This is a genomic window from Mesorhizobium captivum (genome assembly GCF_033977165.1).
Taxonomy (GTDB): Bacteria; Pseudomonadota; Alphaproteobacteria; order Rhizobiales; family Rhizobiaceae; genus Mesorhizobium; species Mesorhizobium captivum.
Genome location: NZ_JAVIJB010000005.1, coordinates 179903 through 197518 on the forward strand (window position 1 = coordinate 179903; position 17616 = coordinate 197518).

At 63.6% G+C, this 17616-nt stretch carries 22 protein-coding genes; 14 read left to right on the top strand and 8 right to left on the bottom strand.

Translation table 11 applies throughout. From position 1 onward, the window contains the following. The first annotated feature begins 246 nt into the window (after nt 1-246). From RFM40_RS07275 to RFM40_RS07290, 4 genes are all read left to right on the top strand, one after another. The gene (locus RFM40_RS07275) at nt 247-981 is read left to right on the top strand and encodes a class I SAM-dependent methyltransferase (RefSeq protein WP_320225866.1); all 735 of its coding nucleotides are present in this window, start codon (nt 247-249) and stop codon (nt 979-981) included. A 96-nt stretch (nt 982-1077) separates the two neighbouring features. Then, complete coding sequence (locus tag RFM40_RS07280; RefSeq protein ID WP_320225867.1) at nt 1078-2619, top strand: winged helix-turn-helix domain-containing protein; 1542 nt, start codon at nt 1078-1080, stop codon at nt 2617-2619. A 183-nt stretch (nt 2620-2802) separates the two neighbouring features. Further along, the gene (locus tag RFM40_RS07285) at nt 2803-3096 is read left to right on the top strand and encodes a hypothetical protein (protein ID WP_320225868.1); all 294 of its coding nucleotides are present in this window, start codon (nt 2803-2805) and stop codon (nt 3094-3096) included. Between the two features lie 200 nt (nt 3097-3296). Further along, nucleotides 3297-3704: a hypothetical protein gene (locus RFM40_RS07290; RefSeq protein WP_320225870.1), complete on the top strand. Its 408-nt coding sequence runs from the start codon at nt 3297-3299 to the stop codon at nt 3702-3704. A gap of 309 nt (nt 3705-4013) precedes the next feature. Here the strand turns inward: RFM40_RS07290 and RFM40_RS07295 are convergent, their stop codons facing one another. Beyond that, nucleotides 4014-4280: an exopolysaccharide production repressor protein gene (locus RFM40_RS07295; protein ID WP_320225872.1), complete on the bottom strand. Its 267-nt coding sequence runs from the start codon at nt 4278-4280 to the stop codon at nt 4014-4016. A 902-nt stretch (nt 4281-5182) separates the two neighbouring features. Continuing rightward, nucleotides 5183-6094, bottom strand: a complete 912-nt coding sequence (locus RFM40_RS07300; RefSeq protein ID WP_320225873.1) for a DUF1236 domain-containing protein — start codon at nt 6092-6094, stop codon at nt 5183-5185. 238 nt (nt 6095-6332) lie between these two features. Between RFM40_RS07300 and RFM40_RS07305 the strand changes: the two genes are divergently transcribed. Continuing rightward, entirely contained in the window at nt 6333-6632 is a 300-nt protein-coding gene (locus tag RFM40_RS07305) for a DUF1236 domain-containing protein (protein ID WP_320225875.1), read from the top strand. Nucleotides 6633-6862: 230 nt separating this feature from the next. Next, entirely contained in the window at nt 6863-7084 is a 222-nt protein-coding gene (locus tag RFM40_RS07310; RefSeq protein WP_292339462.1) for a hypothetical protein, read from the top strand. A gap of 83 nt (nt 7085-7167) precedes the next feature. Here RFM40_RS07310 and RFM40_RS07315 read toward each other — a convergent pair whose 3' ends face one another. Next, nucleotides 7168-7506, bottom strand: a complete 339-nt coding sequence (locus RFM40_RS07315; RefSeq protein WP_320225876.1) for a DUF982 domain-containing protein — start codon at nt 7504-7506, stop codon at nt 7168-7170. A gap of 218 nt (nt 7507-7724) precedes the next feature. Here RFM40_RS07315 and RFM40_RS07320 point away from each other — a divergent pair, with 218 nt between their 5' ends. The 3 genes from RFM40_RS07320 (at nt 7725) to RFM40_RS07330 (ending at nt 8676) form a co-directional block, all read left to right on the top strand. Continuing rightward, complete coding sequence (locus RFM40_RS07320) at nt 7725-8024, top strand: DUF1236 domain-containing protein (protein WP_126100861.1); 300 nt, start codon at nt 7725-7727, stop codon at nt 8022-8024. A 76-nt stretch (nt 8025-8100) separates the two neighbouring features. Then, nucleotides 8101-8310 carry a hypothetical protein gene (locus RFM40_RS07325; RefSeq protein ID WP_059185484.1) on the top strand — a complete coding sequence of 70 codons (210 nt, stop codon included), beginning with the start codon at nt 8101-8103 and terminating at the stop codon, nt 8308-8310. Between the two features lie 108 nt (nt 8311-8418). Beyond that, nucleotides 8419-8676: a DUF2934 domain-containing protein gene (locus RFM40_RS07330; protein ID WP_320225877.1), complete on the top strand. Its 258-nt coding sequence runs from the start codon at nt 8419-8421 to the stop codon at nt 8674-8676. Between the two features lie 346 nt (nt 8677-9022). Here the strand turns inward: RFM40_RS07330 and RFM40_RS07335 are convergent, their stop codons facing one another. From RFM40_RS07335 to RFM40_RS07355, 5 genes are all read right to left on the bottom strand, one after another. Continuing rightward, a complete protein-coding gene (locus RFM40_RS07335; RefSeq protein WP_320220258.1) occupies nt 9023-9229 on the bottom strand; it encodes a hypothetical protein in 207 nt (68 codons plus the stop codon). Nucleotides 9230-9490: 261 nt separating this feature from the next. After that, the gene (locus RFM40_RS07340) at nt 9491-9787 is read right to left on the bottom strand and encodes a hypothetical protein (RefSeq protein WP_320225878.1); all 297 of its coding nucleotides are present in this window, start codon (nt 9785-9787) and stop codon (nt 9491-9493) included. Between the two features lie 282 nt (nt 9788-10069). Then, nucleotides 10070-13729 carry a tetratricopeptide repeat protein gene (locus RFM40_RS07345; RefSeq protein WP_320225879.1) on the bottom strand — a complete coding sequence of 1220 codons (3660 nt, stop codon included), beginning with the start codon at nt 13727-13729 and terminating at the stop codon, nt 10070-10072. Continuing rightward, a complete protein-coding gene (locus RFM40_RS07350; RefSeq protein WP_320225880.1) occupies nt 13680-13964 on the bottom strand; it encodes a hypothetical protein in 285 nt (94 codons plus the stop codon). Before RFM40_RS07350 ends, RFM40_RS07345 begins: the two co-directional genes overlap by 50 nt. 335 nt (nt 13965-14299) lie before the next feature. Next, a complete protein-coding gene (locus RFM40_RS07355) occupies nt 14300-14944 on the bottom strand; it encodes a LexA family protein (protein ID WP_320225881.1) in 645 nt (214 codons plus the stop codon). 116 nt (nt 14945-15060) lie between these two features. Between RFM40_RS07355 and RFM40_RS07360 the strand changes: the two genes are divergently transcribed. The 5 genes from RFM40_RS07360 to RFM40_RS07380 form a co-directional block, all read left to right on the top strand. Continuing rightward, complete coding sequence (locus tag RFM40_RS07360) at nt 15061-15318, top strand: hypothetical protein (protein ID WP_320225892.1); 258 nt, start codon at nt 15061-15063, stop codon at nt 15316-15318. Then, nucleotides 15315-15638: a hypothetical protein gene (locus RFM40_RS07365; RefSeq protein WP_320225882.1), complete on the top strand. Its 324-nt coding sequence runs from the start codon at nt 15315-15317 to the stop codon at nt 15636-15638. Before RFM40_RS07360 ends, RFM40_RS07365 begins: the two co-directional genes overlap by 4 nt. A gap of 111 nt (nt 15639-15749) precedes the next feature. Beyond that, the gene (locus tag RFM40_RS07370) at nt 15750-16559 is read left to right on the top strand and encodes a GcrA cell cycle regulator (RefSeq protein ID WP_320225883.1); all 810 of its coding nucleotides are present in this window, start codon (nt 15750-15752) and stop codon (nt 16557-16559) included. 192 nt (nt 16560-16751) lie between these two features. Next, on the top strand, nt 16752-17348 hold the full coding sequence (locus RFM40_RS07375; RefSeq protein ID WP_320225884.1) for a DUF6456 domain-containing protein: 597 nt from the start codon (nt 16752-16754) through the stop codon (nt 17346-17348). An 87-nt stretch (nt 17349-17435) separates the two neighbouring features. Continuing rightward, nucleotides 17436-17616, top strand: a 181-nt coding sequence (locus RFM40_RS07380) for a hypothetical protein (protein ID WP_320277336.1), incomplete at its 3' end; no start/stop codon positions are given.

Below are 17616 nucleotides of genomic sequence, written 5' to 3' on the forward strand. Positions count from 1 at the left end.
CAGCGTTGGATGTCGGCCCCCGTTCCTGGTTGCCACCTGAGATTTTTATATAAATGTCGTATTACGATATAATCGTCATTTGGAAAGGGGAGTCGAGCAATATTTGTTGTCGTGCCGTCGTCCGGGCTTGGCCGCATGCACGGACCAATGACGTCACCTCCCGCCGATTTCAGCCGAATTTCAGCCGGCCATCACGACGGCCGGCGGAGCCGCGGGCATGGTCAGGCGAAACGGAAGGATCACGTCATGACGGACATGCACGGCACAAAGCACTGGGATGAGAACAACTCCCGCAGCTTTCTCGACTACGGGCGCTACTTCGTTCCCGAGCGCGAACGCCAGATCGACATCATCGCCGACCTGATCCCTGCCGCGCCGGGCGCCCTGCTGGTCGAACTCTGCCCCGGCGAGGGCTTGCTCAGCCGCGCCTTGCTGGAGCGGTTTGGCGATTGCCGGGTGCTAGCGCTCGACGGTTCGGAGCCGATGCTCATGCAGACGCAAAGGACGTGCCGCGATCACGCCGGTCGGCTGACCACCGGCATCTTCGAACTGGCGGATCGCGACTGGCGAAGCTTTTCCGAGCCGCCGCACGCGATCGTCTCCTCGCTCGCCATCCACCATCTCGACGGCCGGCAGAAGCAGACACTGTTTGCGGACGTCGAGGAAGCGCTCCGCCCCGGCGGCGTCTTCGTGGTGGCCGACATCGTGCATCCGCCGAGAGCGGCCGGCCTGGCCATCGCCGCGCGGCAATGGGACGAGGCGGTGCGTTCGCGGGCGCTGGCCATCGATGGTGACCTGGCGGCCTTCGCCGAGTTCAACCGGCTGGGCTGGAACTATTTCCGCAATCCCGACGGCGAGCCGATCGACAAGCCGTCCCCGCTGGCCGATCAGCTTGGGTGGTTGTCCGAAGCCGGTTTCACCGGGGTCGATTGCGCCTGGCTGTTCGCCGGCCACGCCATCTTCAGCGGGCTGAAGCCTTGATGTCGAAGGACAGTCGTGATGTCTTGAAGCGAGCGGTGTTGATCGAGAGCTAGCCGTCGGGCGGGCCAAAGGGCTTGACGTCTCCAAGGGGGCGACATGACGACGTTCGAATTCTCAGGCCACAGGCTCGATCTGCGCAAGGGCAGATTGCAGAGGGGCGGGCACGACGTCGACTTGCGCGCCAAATCGCTGTCGCTGCTTACCTATCTCTTGGAGAACGCCGGCCGCGTTATCGGCAAGGACGAGCTGGTCAATGCCGTCTGGCCCAACATCGCCGTCTCCGACGATTCCCTGACCCAATGCATGAAGGATATCCGCAAGGCGCTCGGCCCGGACGCGGACGGCCTGATCCGCACCGTGCTGCGGCGGGGCTATGTGATCGACGAGGATCGTGTCCATCGCACCGGGGATCGCGACGTGTCGGCCACAGGGGCAGGGCAGGGCGCCGGCGACGCACCGTCGATCGCCGTGCTGCCCTTCGAGAATCTCAGCGGCGACCCCGCGCAGGACTATTTCGCCGACGGCATGGTGGACGAGATCATCACGGCGCTGTCGCGTATGCGCTGGCTGTTCGTCATCGCGCGCAATTCGAGTTTCGCCTACAAGGGGCAGGCCGACGGTTTGAAACGGGCCGGAGCCGAGCTTGGCGTCCGCTACGTGCTGACCGGCAGCGTTCGCAAGGCCGGCGATCATATCCGCCTCACCGGCCAGCTCATCGACCAGGCCTCCGGCAAGACGATCTGGGCCAACCGTTACGACGGAACCATGGCCGACGTGTTCGATCTGCAGGACCGGCTTGCGGAGAGTGTCGTTGGCGCTATCCAGCCCTCCATCCTGTCGGCCGAGATCGAGCGTTCGCGGCGCAAGCGGCCGGAAAGCCTAGCCGCCTACGACTACGTGCTGCGCGCCTTTCCGCTCGCCTGGTCGCTCGAGCGGGCGCAGAACGAGGAAGCCGGGACGTTGCTTGACCGTGCGATCGCGATCGAGCCGGATTATCCGCTGGCGCTTTCGCTGCTCGCCTGGTGCCATCTGCAGCGCGTCGCCTACCACTGGACCGAAACGCCGGCCGCGTCCCGGGCGGAGGGCTTGCGCCTGGCGCAGAAGGGGGCGGCGCTCTCCGGCGACGATCCGATGGTGCTTGCCGTGCTGGGCGCCGCGCATTCGTTTGCCCGCGACTACGATGTCGCCGACATGCATTTGGCGCGGGCGCGCGCGCTCGATCCGAATTCCGCCTGGGCCTGGCTGCGCAGCGCCTGGCTGGATGTCTATCGCGAGCGGCCCGAGGCAGCGATCGAGAAGTTCGAGCATTTCGAACGGCTGAGCCCGGTAGACCCGATGGGCTACATTGCCGAGGTCGGCGTCGGCGCCGCCCATTTCGTCGCCTCGCGCTACGAAGAAGCGTTGGTCATGACGCAGCGCGGGCTCAGCCGGCAGCCCGCCGCCACCTGGGGGCTGCGCCAGCTGGCGGCGACGCTGGTCCATGCCGGCCGCAAGGAGGAAGCGCGGCGCGTTTGCGGCAGGCTGCTGGAAAGCTATCCGGGGCTGACGATCGCCAGGATCTGTGACGCGCTGCCTTTCGAGGCGGGCACGCGGGAGCGCATCGCCTCCGGCCTGCGCGAGGCCGGTCTGCCGGAGTGATCCGTGCCGACTGCCCCTGCCGAAGCGACCTTGAACCGGCCGGCCCGGCGCCGGTGCTCTGCCTCTCGATTTCGCCGCAATTTCCCCGAAGTTTCGCCGCGGTCTCACGATCTCCGGCCGGGGGCCGGCTACCCTCATCCTTGCTGTCGCTCAAGGACAGTTTCGAGGATGGAGACAGACACCATGACCACGATGGTTCCTTTCATCGGCATAGCAGCCGGTCGCCCGTCGCATGCTTCCCCCTCACGGCTTTTCCGGCTGCTGGCCGCTGCGACGTCGGCGCTGCTGTGGCTGCCGCGCTTCTGGAGGGCGCGCAGCGAGCTTGCAGCCCTTGCCGCCATGAGCGAATGCGAGCGCCGCGACATCGGCCTCACGGCCTTCGACATCGAAAACGCGCTAGCGCTGCCTGTCGAGCGCGACCTCACCGAGGCGCTTGCGCGCATCGTCGACGATCGCCGTCACCGCCGCGAATGCTGAGCGCCGGTGATGCCAGTGCCGAAGGCAACGGCCGCGTTCCTTCGCGCCCCCCTCTGTCCGCCAACGTTTGAAGCCCATGCAGCCGCCCGCAATCCACACCAAAACGCGCCGCCGCGCTCAGTGCGTCGTGGCTAATATGCCTTGCAGCGTGTAGACTTGGCGGGTGAGGGATTTCCACAGGGCATTGGGAGGACAACAAAATGCCGCGGGTTTCGGAGCTTTTCTTTAAAACTGCCGCCGTCTTTCTCATCTTGGGCATAGGCGCAGGGCTGCAGATGGCGATTTCGGGCGATCACGGCGCCTTCCCGGCGCATGCCCACATCAACCTTCTCGGCTGGGTCACCAGCGCGATCTTCGGCGGCTATTACGCGCTCAATCCCGCCAAGGCCGAGCGCCGCGTCGCCATGATCCACTACGGCCTCTATACGGTCGGCCTCGTCATCATGCTGCCGGCGCTCTACTGGATGCTGGCTGGAGGCCATCCGGAGGTCGAGCCGGTCGTGGCGATCGGCTCGCTGATCGTCGCCGCCGCCGTGCTGGTCTTTGCCTTCGTGGTCTTCTCGGCTGCCGAAACAGTGCGCTCGGCCACGGCCGCCACCGCGCGCTGACGCAGCACCCTTCCATCAAAGCATTGCCACGGCGCAGAATTCTGCGCCGCGGCGCTCTCGCCGAGTTGTTGCGCACCCACACGGCGAGCTACTCCCGCTTTTCTCCTTATGGATGCATTCCGATTATATTAGCGATGGCGTATATTTCGTTACCAGCCGGTGCGCCCAACTAGAGAAGTCCCGTAAGCGGTCCCGCCGGTCAGGCCCGGTGCTCTTGCTCCGTGAGACTAAGAGTGCCGGGCCGCTCCCGGAGGTCCAAGACGAGTGTCGGGGAGTTCCACGCCTTTTCGCAGGCGCCGAACCGCTAAGTTATGGCAACAGCCTTGGGAACAGCAGCGAAATCAGCGCGTGGATGATGCCGTCGCGCTCGAACGGGCCGGGCAGCTTGGCGGCGCCGGTGTCGGTCGCCTTCGTCTCATCCGTCACCCGGCTTTCGGCATGCACGAGCCACAGCACGGCCACGAAGTAGCCTGCCTGCAGCACAACGCCCGCCAGGAACGTCCACCCCAGCGATGCCCAGACCGATCCCGTGGACACGTAGGTCCAACCCAGAACCACCAGGAGCGTTGCCGTCATTCCCACAAGAAACTGCGGAAAATACATTTGCCCAACCGAGCGCCGTGACCGCTTCCGGTTCCGGCGATCTCGCCCATTTTCTACCCGTCCCGACCCTTGCACCTTTTCCGGCAGGATCGCAAGACTTCAGGGAGCCTTCGTGCCATAGGTCTTAGGGCTGATGCCGTCAGGACCTGCGGTCCGGGGACCTCTGCTTCAGGAACCAAGCCAAGGCCGATCCGTTCCCTCTCATTGCATTAATGAGGAGGAACTGATGGACCGCAGCGTCTATGAGGCGCGGTGGCTTCTCGCACCGCTGTTCGGCTTGTGCATCGTCTTCGCGACCGCCGGAATCCTGCTCAGCTAACGCAGGTCGCTCAAAAGTGTGCAGCGGTTTTGAGAAAACGACATGCGGAAATCAAAGACCTAAAGCGCGTCGCCTGAATCCGCTTCCGCGAGACGCGCTTTGGAACCTGCCTCGCATTCCGCAACCTCCGTACGACCGCCGAGAACGTCCCTTCATCGGCGGGAGGCCGACCCCGCCGCTTTCCTGCGAAGGCGGCGGGGCCGGTTTATCCGTTCTTGGAGGCCGGGCCGATGCGGCGATCGTAAGGCCACAGGTTTCAGCCTCTCGCATACCGTGAGTTGCGTGTCGGCCTTAACAGATGCACATTCTTCATGCCTGGCATTCAACTGCTGGACACGGCCCGGCCTGCGAAATCCTGTGTCATCACGATAAGCAGGTCGGGCTGTCCGGGTTCCCGCTTCCCTAAACAACCTTGTCCGATCTCTCGCGGGATCGACGGCGTGCCGCCTCGTTCGGGAGACAACGCAGCTTCGACAGCGTGCCGGCGCAGGAACAAAAAAGAACCCGCCATGCCTTGCGGCGCGGCGGGCCTCCTCCTGTCGCGATGCTGTCCGGATCAAGCCTCGAGGATCGCGACGATCGTGTAAGTGTTCGGATCGACGATGATGATGCGCCCGTCGGCCAGCACGAAGTACTCGAAGTCCTCGTAAGCCGGGACGATCTTGACGATGCGGGCCGGCACGCGGTGCAGGCGTATCTTGTGCCGCGGGATCTCGACGCCGACCGAGATGTCGAAGCTGACGTCGCGAACCGGCTGGACATTGGTCTCGTGGATGATCTGCGTGATCTGCGTCTTCTGCTCGACGGTCACATTGGTGATCGAGGCCGTCTTGTTCTGGTCGGTCTGGACGTTGGTGCCCTGGGCGTTCTGTTCAGTGGTTGTACCAGTCTTGCCCTGAGCGTTCTGCTCGGTCTTCATCTTGGTGGTGCCCTGGGCGTTCTGCTCTGTAGTGGTACCGGTCTTGCCCTGAGCGTTCTGTTCGGTCTGCGTCTTGGTAGTGCCCTGGGCGTTCTGCTCAGTGGCCTTCATCTTGGTCTTGCCCTGAGCCTGTTCGCCCGTCTTCGGGCAATTGGCCATGCCGGTCTTACACTTGGTCGTACCCTGAGCCTGTTCCTCGGTCTTCGTGCCGGTCTGACCCTGGGCTTGCTCATCGGTCTTCATCTTGGTCTTGCCTTGAGCCTGCTGCTCGGTGCTGGTGCCGGCCTGACCCTGGGCCTGCTCATCGGTCTTCATCTTGGCCTTGCCCTGAGCCTGCTCTTCGGTGTTGGCGCCGGCCTTGCCCTGGGCCTTCTGCTCGGTCTGCGGCTTCATCTTGCCCTGGGCCTGCTCGCCCGCCTTGCCACCCTTCTGACAGTCGGCCTGGCCGGCGGCACAGTTGCCGCTCGGCTGCACGGATTCGGTCTGCGCCATCGCGGCGCCGCAACCGACGCCGAGCGCGATCATGCTCGTGATAAGCAGATATTTCATCGGATTTCTCCTCGGAAAGTCGGTCCCTTCATTTGGGTAAACCCGAGGTGAAAGGCATTGTTCCGAATTGCCTCGCAAACCCCGGGTGACGTTTTGTGAAACGCCAGCGGCAATTTTGCAGGAACAAGGCAGCTCTGCAGGAACAAGGCTCGGCCGCTGGCGTTGGACCAATGCCGACCGGCTGTGGAAAATCGCAGGCGCAGCGGAAGAGGCGATTTTATCCACAAAGGAGACGACCATGAAAATGCATCTCACGACAGCCGCCGCGGCACTTCTGCTTCTGGCCGGCGCCGGCGCCGTAGCCGCTCAGGATGTTGTCATCGAGCCCGAGCAGGAAACCGTCATCAAGGAATATGTGCACAAGCAGCCGCTGGCCTCAGTGAAGGTCCCCGGCGTCGAGCTCAGTATCGGCAGCGCTCTTCCCGACACGGTCGAGCTGCACGAAGTGCCGAACGTCAAATACCGCTATGTGGTCATCGATAACCAGACTGTGATCGTCGACCCCGGCACCCGCAAGATCGTGAAGGTGCTGCAGTAAGTGAGCCGGTAACCGGCCAATGAGCCGGAATGGCCCTTCGCCCTCCGCGGGCGGTGGGCCATTTACCTAGTATTATTTTGTTACCATACGCTAACGGAACCTTCCGCCCACGTTGGAGTTTCGCGCTCTGGGTCCGCTCTGTCTCATAGACAACATAAACCACTGGCAGGGTGCAGATTCGGGCGGCGGCGAAAACAGGCACGGGCTGGGGGCGAGGAGGACTAGTCAACATGTCGAAACGAGAAATCGGAACATCCCGCTCGCTCGGGATGCGCGTCGCCGATCTGAAAGCCCGGATGCAGGACGCCCGGATCACCGAACATGAGATAAAAACCTTCCAGAAGGTCGCGGCCATCATGGGGGGCGGCGAGGGCTCCCTACGCATCGATGCGGACGACCTGATCGCCGCATCTTTCCTCACCGAGTCGTTCAGCGAAGCTTCGCCGAACTGACAGCGTTTTCCCCGTCATCCGACGTCGATCGGCTGCCGTCCGCCATGGGCGGCAGCGCAACGTCGTTGGGCGCCCGCGGGAAACTAGTGGCGCGCCTCGCTCTCGCGCCTTGCCCTGACGCGCCTGATCTTGGCTTCGCGCAGCGCCGTCACCGGATCGACGCCGGTCCACTTGATGCCGGCCTTCTCCGCAAATGAGAGGAAGGCCCGCCGTGCCTGCTCGAGTTTCATCTCTCCGGTCCGTGCTGCCTCGCAAGCCTGCACCGCCGCGCAATAGCAGTCGCCGCGCATCGTCTCCGGCCATTCCTTGAGGAAATTCTGCATCGCCGCTAGCGAAGCGATCTCGCGCTTGAAACCGGCGCCGACAGCGATCGCCACTGGGCGACGAAGCGGCATGTCACTTATGACGAGGGCTTCCTTCATGACGGGGGCCTTCGGCTTGTCAAATTGCTCAACGCGAACAATGCGAAAGCCGCCGCGACGGTTCCAATCGGCCGCCGCGGGAGAAACCAATTAGCCGCCGCTGACGGAACAAGAGCCTTCGGCAGGCGTTTGCTCCGCGAGCTCCTATGTTCGATCTGCCGATGTTTCCGCTCTGGCGGAGCCATCGCGGAGCTCGCCAACGCAACAGGAGAATTACGATGAAAACCACCCTCATTCCTGCTGTCGCCGGCCTGGCTCTGATGGCCGGCATCGGCTTTGCGGCTGCGGACGAGGTGATCGTCACCCCTGAGCAGCAGACCGTCGTCAAGGAATATGTCCACAAGCACCCGATCGCCTCAGTCAACGTTCTGGGGCTGGAGCTCGGCGTCGGCTCGACGGTGCCTGATACGGTCGAATTACAGACGGTGCCGGACGTTCAGTACAGATACACGATCGTCAACGACCATACGGTTCTGGTCGACCCGGGCACGCGTAGAGTAGTGCAGGTCATCGAGTAACCTTACGTGCTTACGAGCCCCGATCCTCCCGCCATTCCGGCGGGGGGATGCCGGCTCCTAGAAAGGAGTCGCAGCCATGCATCATCCCCATGTCGAATCCCCTGATATTGCCAGGAATGTTGACAAGCTTCTCGCTGAACATTGCACCGGCCTGCTGTCGATGAAGGATGCGATCGCCATTCTGCGCGAGCGTACCGGGACCGAGCGTTCTGATGCCGATCTGGCCGGATTGATCACAAAAAAGGCAGCCTATCTGGGCGTCGCCGTCATCTCCGACGCGCACTGAAGGAAATCGCTGCCGAAGTTCAGCCACCCATGCGTCGAGTGCAAGACGCCACCGGAAAATTCGGCTAATGTTTCCGTCGGGGAACGGCCCCAGCTAAAGGAGGCGACAGTGACGGACGACAGGCAGGAACGCATTCGCCGGCGGGCGCATGAGATCTGGGAGCAGGCCGGCCGGCCGGAAGGTGCGCATATGGAGCACTGGGACCGGGCGGCCGCCGAGATCGACGCCGAGAAGAAGCCGAAGGACAAGGCGGCGCCGAAGAAGGCCGCCGCCGCCAAGGCCGCCAAGCCAAAGGCGGCGAAGGCTGAAAAGCCCGCCAAGGTAGACAAGCCCGCCAAGGCAGCCAAACCGAAAGCCAAGGCCTGATTTCAAGCGGCCGGGCGCCGCTGGTCCGCTCTCATCCGTGACGAGAGGCCCTTAGCGCGCGCGAACGCACGCCATATGTTTGCGGCGCCGTGCCTGCCGAGCGCGTCCAAAACTTTAATTAGAGCCTATTAATATACACGGGCGCGCTCGGAAGTTTGCCGGCTAGACTGAATAGATTGACCCTTCGGCTGTGGCGAGCTGCGGTTCAGCTGGTAGCACTCTCACAGAGTGCAACCATCATCGCCGCGATCCTTCGCGCCCCCTCTGTCCCGCCAACGCTTTGTCTTACGCGTAGGGAAGAAGGTTAGGCGAGGGCCGCCGGATCCATGTTGCTCCTGGAATTGCCTTAGCGCGTTTGCTTCCTGGCGTATTGGGCGACCGCGCAGAGGAAGGCCAGCGCGGCTGTATCGCAGGCAGCCCGCGACGGCGACGGGCCCTTGGCGAAAAGCACTGCGTCCGCGACCGGGATCGTCAGGCCATGCTTCCGGGCAAATGAGGTGACTTCGTAGGGCTGATCGTCAGGCTGTATGCCGATGTCGATTTGGTAATCCATCAAAACGAGTTCCTCCCTGGTATGCGACTATTTCCCTCCTGCGCTTAAGAGGAATTAACTACCGGCTACTCACTGGCGTCCACCAATCGGCAATTGTGTGAAACGATGCATTTTTTGAGGCGGAGAGCCGAAGGTTGCAGCGGCTGCTTTTTTCTCGCTCTACGTGGGGCGGACCGGCGCGGAGGCTGTCTTCGCAGCGTTCCTTCGCGCCCCCTCTGTCCTGCGGGCGCTCGGCCTTCTTCCGCAAAGGCAGAAGGCGCCTCACCACGCATCGCTCGACGTTGCAAACCGCACGCCGGCCGCAAGCATCGCGCACTCGCATTCGCTGATCAGCCTGAGGTTTCTCAGATAGCGCGCCACCGTCTCCGGCAGCCAGGCGGCGCAGGCCTCGACATAGGCGCGGCCGTGCACCAGCGTGCCGGTTGAAAGCCGCTCGTCCTTCTCGGCGATCACCTTGAGATATTGCCGGATGAAGCGGATGTCGTCGGCGATGTCCTGGCTGGCCATGCGCCAGGCGCCGGCGAGGCGCTCGCGCTCGGCGAACGGCAATGGCGACAACAGCGGGCGGGACAGGTCGGCGAAAGCGGCATGGTTCGCGGTGCACGCAAGTCCCCTCGACGGAAGGGAACTATCGTACTTTATGTACGAAACTTGGTCAAGCGAGGTTCGTACAATTTGAACGACGATTTTCGCATCGAGAGGAATTACCTATCGAGTTTGATTTCAACCGCGTTATAAGAAAATCGTGAAATCCTATAAGGGTGCCGAAAGAAGACGCGGCGATCACCGCTAAATTCGAAGCTTTCCAACGCGGCATCCACCGCCCTCCCGATACCTTGTTCAGTTCGCCCCGAGGCTCAGTGCCTTCTTGCGGTCGGCTTCGGCGCGCTTCACATCGCCCTTTGCTCGCCAGGAATGTGCCCTCAGATCATATGCGTCGGCATATGTCGGCTCGATCTCGATGGAGCGGCTGTACTCGGCGATGGCGCCGTCGTGGTCGCCTTGGCTTTCCTTGATCGCGCCGAGACCGAAATAGGCGCCGGCGCTCTTCTTTCGGTCCAGGCCGATCGCCTTGTTGAAGTCTCGCGTTGCGCTGTCGATGTCCTTTTTGGCCACGTAGGCAAAACCTCGATCGATGTAGAAGCGTGCGACCTTGGGATCGAGTTGGATCGCCTTGTCGAAGTCGGCCATCGCGCCCTCGTAGTCGGCCTTTTCCATTCTTTTGGTCGCTCGTCCGTAATACGCCATGCTCCAACTCTGATCGATCTCGAGGCCTCGGTCATAGTCGGCTAGCGCCCGGTCAAGCTCGTTTTTCTTTCCCCACACAGCAGCACGCCCGAAATAGGCATCGCTGCTTTCCGGCGCGAGCTCGATGACCTTGCTGAAGTCGGCGATGGCGCCATCGTAGTCATGGGTGTCGGTGCGCACCATCGCCCGCCCTGCGTAGCTGGCGGAATTGTTCGGATCGAGCGCGATGGCTTGTTCGAACGCGGAAGCGGCACGGGCATATTTGCCTTTTTTGTACCAGGCGTAGCCGCGGTCGACGATGGTCTTCAACTTGCTCTTGTCAGAGCCGACAGGATCGCTACCAGCTGACTTGCGTTTCGCCGACACAGCGAGTTTACGGCCTTTGTCGGCGATGATCAGCTTTGGATCGAGCTTGAGTGCCTGGTCATAGTCGGCAATCGCTTGATCATAGTTGCCCTTTGCGAACCAGGCGCTGCCGCGCCCGAAATAGACATGTGCAAAGCTGGGATCAATCTCGGCTGCACGATTGTAGTCGGCGATGGCGCGATCCAGTTCGTTTTTCTTGCTCCAGACGACGGCGCGGCCGAGATAGGCGTCGAAGTAGGCGGGATAGAGCTCGATCACCTTGCCGTAATCATCGATGGCCGCGTCATAGTTGCCCTTCGCTACCAGCGACATGCCGCGCCCCACATATGCGGACGCCATTCTCGGATCGAGCGTGATGGCCTTGCTGTATTCGGCAATGGCGCGATCATATTTGTGCTTCTTGTAGAGGGCATCGCCGAGATTGATGAAAGCCTTGAGCTTCTTCGGATCAGACCCGACGGCTTCGGCCGCCACATCGCCTTTTCCTCTTGCCGCGACAGCCGCCTTGCGGCTGACCAGATAATCCGGATTGTGCGGGTCGAGGTTGATCGCTTGGTCGAAGTCGGCGATGGCGCCGTCATAGTCCTTCCCGTCAGCTCGCGCCATTCCGCGCCCATAGTAGGTGGCGGCGTCTTTCGGATCGATCGCGATCGCTAACGAATAGGCCGCGATGGCGCGCCCGGCATCGCCCTTGGCGTGCCAGGCCATGCCCTTGCAGAAGAATGCGTCGCGCGCCTTTGGGTCAAGCGTGGCGGCTCGGCCGCAATCGGCAAGCGCGCCCTCAGCGTCGGCCAACATAGCCTTGGCCATCCCCCGACGAATATGGGCCGAGACCAGATCCGGAACGAGCCGGATCACCCGATCATAGTCGGTGATCGCCCGGTCGTAGGCACGCTTGGCGGCCCAGGCATTGCCACGGCCGAAATAGGCGAATGGGCTATCGGGGTCGAGCGCGATCGCCTTCTCATATTCCCCGATAGCCTGGTCATATTTGCCCGCGTCCGAGAAGGTGTCGCCGCTCTGCACCGCGGTCAGGACACGTGGGTCGGTCGCCTGGGCCGCCTCCAGCATCTTTGAGGCGGACAGCTTGCCGATTGGCTCTGCTTTGCCTTGGCCGATTTGCTTGGCCAGGGTTTCAACGGCGCCCGCAACGGAAGGATGCGACTGTTGCATGCCCGGCGGCGAGGCTGGGCTGCTTTCGTCGCTGGCGACCTGCTCGCCGCAACTGCCCGCCCGCTTCGGATCGAGTTCGATGGCGCGCCGGCAATCGGCTGCCGCGCCGGCCTGATCACCCTTGAGCATCCAGGCGCGGCTGCGGCCGAAATAGGCGTCGGCATTATCGGGATCGAGGCTGATGGCCTTGTCGAAATCGAGAAGCGCGCCGTCCACGCCGTATTTCGACAGCCGCATCTGGGCGCGCTCGAGCAGGGTCCTGGCGGTCGCCGGATCCCTGCTTGGCTGCGCGGCGGTCGGCTTGCCTTGTTCGCCAGGCAGGTGTTCCCAGCACGTGCCGGCCCGCTTTGGATCCAACTCGACGGCTCGCCGGCAGTCGCCGACGGCGAGGTCGAAATTGCCAAGCAGTGCCTCCGCGATCGATCGGTTGTAATAGGCATCGGCATTGTAGGGATCGAGGCCGATGACAAAGCTGAATGTGTCTATCGCGCCCTTGGGGTTAACCTGCATCTCCTGCAACCCGGATTTGAGGTTCCAGGCGATGGCGGCGGAATTATCCTGTTTGGCGTATAGTTGTGGTGGCTCATACCTGGGGGGCGGGGCAGGCTTGGCCGCCTGCGGCTCAGCCGGGACTGGGACATCAGCCGGACTGGGCGCAGCCCCGGGCGCCGGCTGCAGTTTTACCCCGCGCTTGCCAATCTGGACGCCCAGCCTTTCCTTCCGGTAGTCGGCGTTGGCCGGATCGAGCGCGATCGCCTTGTCCAGGTCGGCAATTGCTTTGTCGGGATCGCTCGCCTCCCAGACAAGTGCCCGGATGAAGTACGATTTTGGATCGTCGGGACTGAGCGCGATCGCCTTGTCGAGGTCGGCCAGCGCCTCCTTTGAATTGCCGACCCGGGCCATGGTCATGCCGCGCACGCGGTAGGCTTGGGTGTCGGCTGGATTGCGGCGAACGACTTCATCCAGATCGGCAAGAGCGCGGGCATAGTTCTTCTTTAAGCCCCAGCTCTTTGCGCGATTGAAGTAGAAAGTGGAGTTTGCCGGGTCGAGCCGGATCGCCTCGTCGAACGCGGCAATGGCGCGGGTATGGTCGCCCTTTTCGTGCCATTCCAATCCGATCGCATTTTGGGCGGAGGCGGTTTTCTCGCCGCCGCCGTCGCGCGGCTCGCCAAAAGCCTCGACGATTAGGCGTGCGCAATCGCGCCCTTTGTCCGCATCGACGCCGGCGATGTGCTTGCAATCGGCTTCCGCGCGCTTGTGATCACCCTTGGCAATCCATGAGCGGACGCGGTTTAGGTAAGGGGTAACAGGGTCGGTACGGACGCTCTCCGCTTTGTCGTAGTCGGCCTGGGCTCGCGCCGCGTCGCCCTTGTCTTCCCACACAACGCCGCGCAAGCCATAGGCCATCTCGTTGGCGGGATCGATGCCGATCGCCGTGTCGCAGTCGACGATGGCGCGGTCGTGCTCGCCTTTCTTGTTGAGCGCTCGCGCGCGATTGGCATAGAGGCTGGCGTCGCCTGGCGTGAGTGCGATCGCGCGAGTGTAGTCTGTGACGGCTCGCTCGAAATCCCCCTTGCTCTCCCGGGCAATGGCGCGATTGGTAAAGGCGGGCATGTATGTCGGATCGAGCGCGAGCACCTCGGTCATGTCGGCGACGACATGGTCAATATCGTCCTTCTGCGCATAGGCTAGGCCACGCGCGAAAATAGGCATTCACGCGAAGATCGGGAATCTCCGCGCTGTCTTCCGCGATGGGGGTGCAGGCGGCAATCTGCTGGTCAGCAGATACCTTGCCGTCGCTGAAGCAGGTGGTGTAATCCTTGCTCTCCGCCAGCGCCGCACTGCCCGGTCCGCCGAGCATCACCACTATCCCCGCCAGCGCCAAAAGCGCCCCGCTCGAAAGCCATGCAGCAAATGCGCGCGCGAACACGCTGGTGCGGCGTAACATGGTTTTTGATCCTCCCCCCGGAGTTGCCGCCACGGCGGCTGCAGTTGCCTATATAGTTCTGTTTTTGTTCCGGAATGCAAGCAGAAATTGCGGGAACTGCATTTTTGCGCTTCTAAGGGTAACGTCAGCGGGACAGCCTCTGTCCTGCGGACATCTCCCCCCACAAGGAGGAGATTGGCAGCTTCGGCGCCTCGTTCCTCCTGCAACGCTGGTGATTGGCGAAAGCGGCGCGACATCTGATCTCCCCCAAGTGGGTCCCAAGTGGGGGAGATGTCCGGCATGACAGAGGGGCGCGACGGAACGCCAGCCCTTTGCAAATGGCTTCTCGCCACCCCTCACATATCGATCATCGAGCGCTTCACCCGCCCGATGATGGTGATCGCCCCCTCGAGCTCCGGCGGCGGGATGTCGAGATAGGACGCCGGCTGGAAGGGTGGGGTGTCGTTGGGACGCCAGCGCTTGTAGGTGGCCCGTCCGGTCTCGTCGGCGATCACATAGCAGCCATTGGTCACCAGCCGCTTGTCGCGCAGATTGACGAAGATGATCGAATCCGGCGGCGAGATCTTGTTCATCGACGGCCCGTCGACGCGCAGCGCAATCCACTCGCCCTCCTCGAGGTCGGCGGTGGGGATGGTCGGGTAGTCCGAAAGGTTGACCACGCCCTCCTGGCTGCCGAGCTCGCCGGCGCTGATCCACGACACGATCGGCACGTCGACGGTGACGGGCGAGGGGGCAAGGTGGACCGGCGCGGCCTCGGCGCCATCGGCCCCCAAACCACCATTGAACAAGAGCCAGCCCGGGTCGACGCCAAACAGCCGGCCGTATTTCTCCGCCGCCTTGCGCGACAGCGGCCGGTTGCCGTTCTCATGGCTGATCAGCGTGTTCTTGTTGATGTCGCGCAGGGCCCGCGCCGCATCGCTGGGCGAGGCATAGCCCGCCTGGGCGCGCGCCTGCTGCAATCTGTGCCGAGAATCCATCATCGTACAAAATGCCTGAAAATTATCGTCCAAAGTGTACGATTTCGCTTGCGCGCCTTTCGTACATAACGTACGCTTAGCGCATGATTGAGCATCCCGCAAGCATTTCCGCATTGTACGTGATTCCGGCGCAACCCACGAGCATCTCGGGGCCGCCCACGAATATTTCGCAGCTTATCGACCGCTGGCAGAGCATCGGCGCCTTCGCCGCCGATGTCGGCTGCGGCTATGAAGCGGCCCGCCAGATGCGCCGTCGCGGCCGCATCGCGCCGCATCACTGGCCGCATGTGGTGGCTGCAAGCCGCAGGCGCGGCATTGCCGGCGTCAGCTACGAATGGCTGGCCGGCCACAGCGCCTCGCTGGGGGAGGCGGCATGAACGCGCTTCCCCCATCTTTCGAATTCAGATCGCCTTTCGAATTCCAATCGTCCGGGCCGTCCTCCTCCCCGGTCCGGACGCATTCCGGGGCGCTCGCCCCGGATCCGGCTGAACCGCCCGCACCCCGGTTCACCGGAACGGCCGGAGCCGCTCCTCCCTCGGCTCCGGCCCCCAATTCGGGCGCCTCCTGCATCCGCACCGAGGATGGCACAGTCATCCTGTTCGACCGCGCGTCGGGCCGGGCGGTGTCGGGGCTGACGCGGGACGCCGCCGAGGCGGCGCTTCTTCGACTGCTTGGCGCGGCGCCCGGCGCCGCCTGACCCCAACCCTTCCGCCTGAACCTGGCATGCGGCCTCGCGGCCGAACCCCGGCGCTTGGCCCGAGCCCAACTCTTCGCAAGCCCAAGCCCTTCGCAAGCAAATGGATGAAACATGGCTGCCGCCTACACCGAGAAGGAAATCGACGAGATCGCCGCCTGGCTGAAGGAGGGGCTCTCGGCCTCGCGCATCGCCGGACGCTTCAGCGCGCTGCGCGGCAGCCCGGTCTCGCGCAACGCCATCATCGGCATCGTCCACCGCAACGCAGGCCTGCGAGCCATCGGCTTCGCCAACCCCAAGGGCGGCCGCGCCGGCGGCCGTCCAAGGAAGAATGTGCGGCTACAGGCGCAGGGCAGGGCCGGTCGGCGGGGCAGGCCGGCTGGAGGTATCACGCTCTCCGAGCCGGCGGCGCTTCCCAGGCACGTCGAGTTGGTCGAGGTCGCCAGCGCCGGAGCTGCTGATCTTCCCCCTTACGGGGGAGATGCCCGGGAGGGCAGAGGAGGGTGCTGTCCCGCCGCCGTCTCCCCCTATGGGATCCCTGCGCAGGCAAACGGCATCACCGCTCACGCTGCGCCCAAGCCCAAAAAACCCAGGCCGCGAAAACCCGCGCGCACGCTTCCCCCCGCCTGGCTCGCCGGCGGGCGCGAAAAATCCGAAGCCCAGCTCTACAAGCTCCCCGCGCCGCCGCCGCCAGTGGCCCCCGGCCGCCAACCGCATGTCGCGGCGATGCGTTTCCTCGACTGTCTGTTCGGCCGCTGCCGCGCCCCGATCGACCTCACGCTGCGCGAGAATGCGGATGATGACCCGCTCGGCGCGAGGCCCGGCGCGGACATGCTCTGCTGCGGCCTGCGCACCACAGGCACGCGCTCCTACTGCGCGCATCACCACGCGCGGTTCCATGGCCATCGCGGGAGGGGGATGTGAAGGGAGCGCCGCTAATCTCCCTCTCGAGGGGGAGATCAATCTCTTCACCGGCTTCGCCAATCTCCAACGCTGGAGGAGAAGCGCAGCCGAGAAGCTGCCAATCTCCCCCCTTGAGGGGGAGATGCCCGGCAGGGCAGAGGGGGGCGCTGTCCCGCCAGCCTTTCCAATTGCCACCCACACAAGGACCCACCCATGCCCCGCAAATCCGCCAAAAAACCCCAACCGCCGAAACTCCCCAAAGGCGAGGCCGAGCAGGTGCGCATCCGCCGCGAGATCGGCCATGATTTCGCGCTGAAGGAAGACCGCTTCGGCCGCCAGCGCCTCACCCCTGGCACGGCGGAAGCGCGCCGCGTCTACGAGGTCTCGAACGGCGGCTACACCTCCACCGGCGGCATCGTGCGCCTGCGCAATGTCGATCCGCTCACTGGCATCACCTCGCTCAGCCGCCAGCAGCGCGAGGCCGGTCAGCGCTTTCGCGACGATTTCGAGCGCGCGGAGCGTCAGGGCCTGCAGCCGCAATCCTGGAGCGAGCGCGTCGACGGCGGCCGCGTGGGCGGCGGTGTCCCCGATCGCGTGCTGTCAGCCGGCCGCGCGCATGCCCACGCCGCCGCAGCGCTTGCGCACTGGGAGGTGGCGGAAGTGGTGCGCAAGATCTGCCTCGAAGGCCAGTCCGTGAAGGCGATCGCCGAGCGCAGCGGCGACGGGCGCGATGTGGTGGTGAAGCTGCTGAAGGTCGGGCTGGATCTGCTGGCGGTGCACTACGGAATGATGGGGAGGAGGGCGGGGTGAGGCGACAAGAATGAAGCTGCGCTACCGCTTTGAAGTCCCAGATCGCGCAAGCACGGCGCCGCCCCTCATCTGGCGCTATCTTCTCCCGTGAACGGGGAGAACGGGGCTGGCCGCGACGCCGGCACCTATTCTGCAACGTTTTCTGCAACGTTGAAAATTGGCGAAAGCGGCGATGACAGCATCTTTCTCCCCGTCACTATACGGGGAGAAATGCCCGGCAGGGCAATGAGCGACTATCTGAGGTGTCAAGTTGCATTTGCGAACTCGC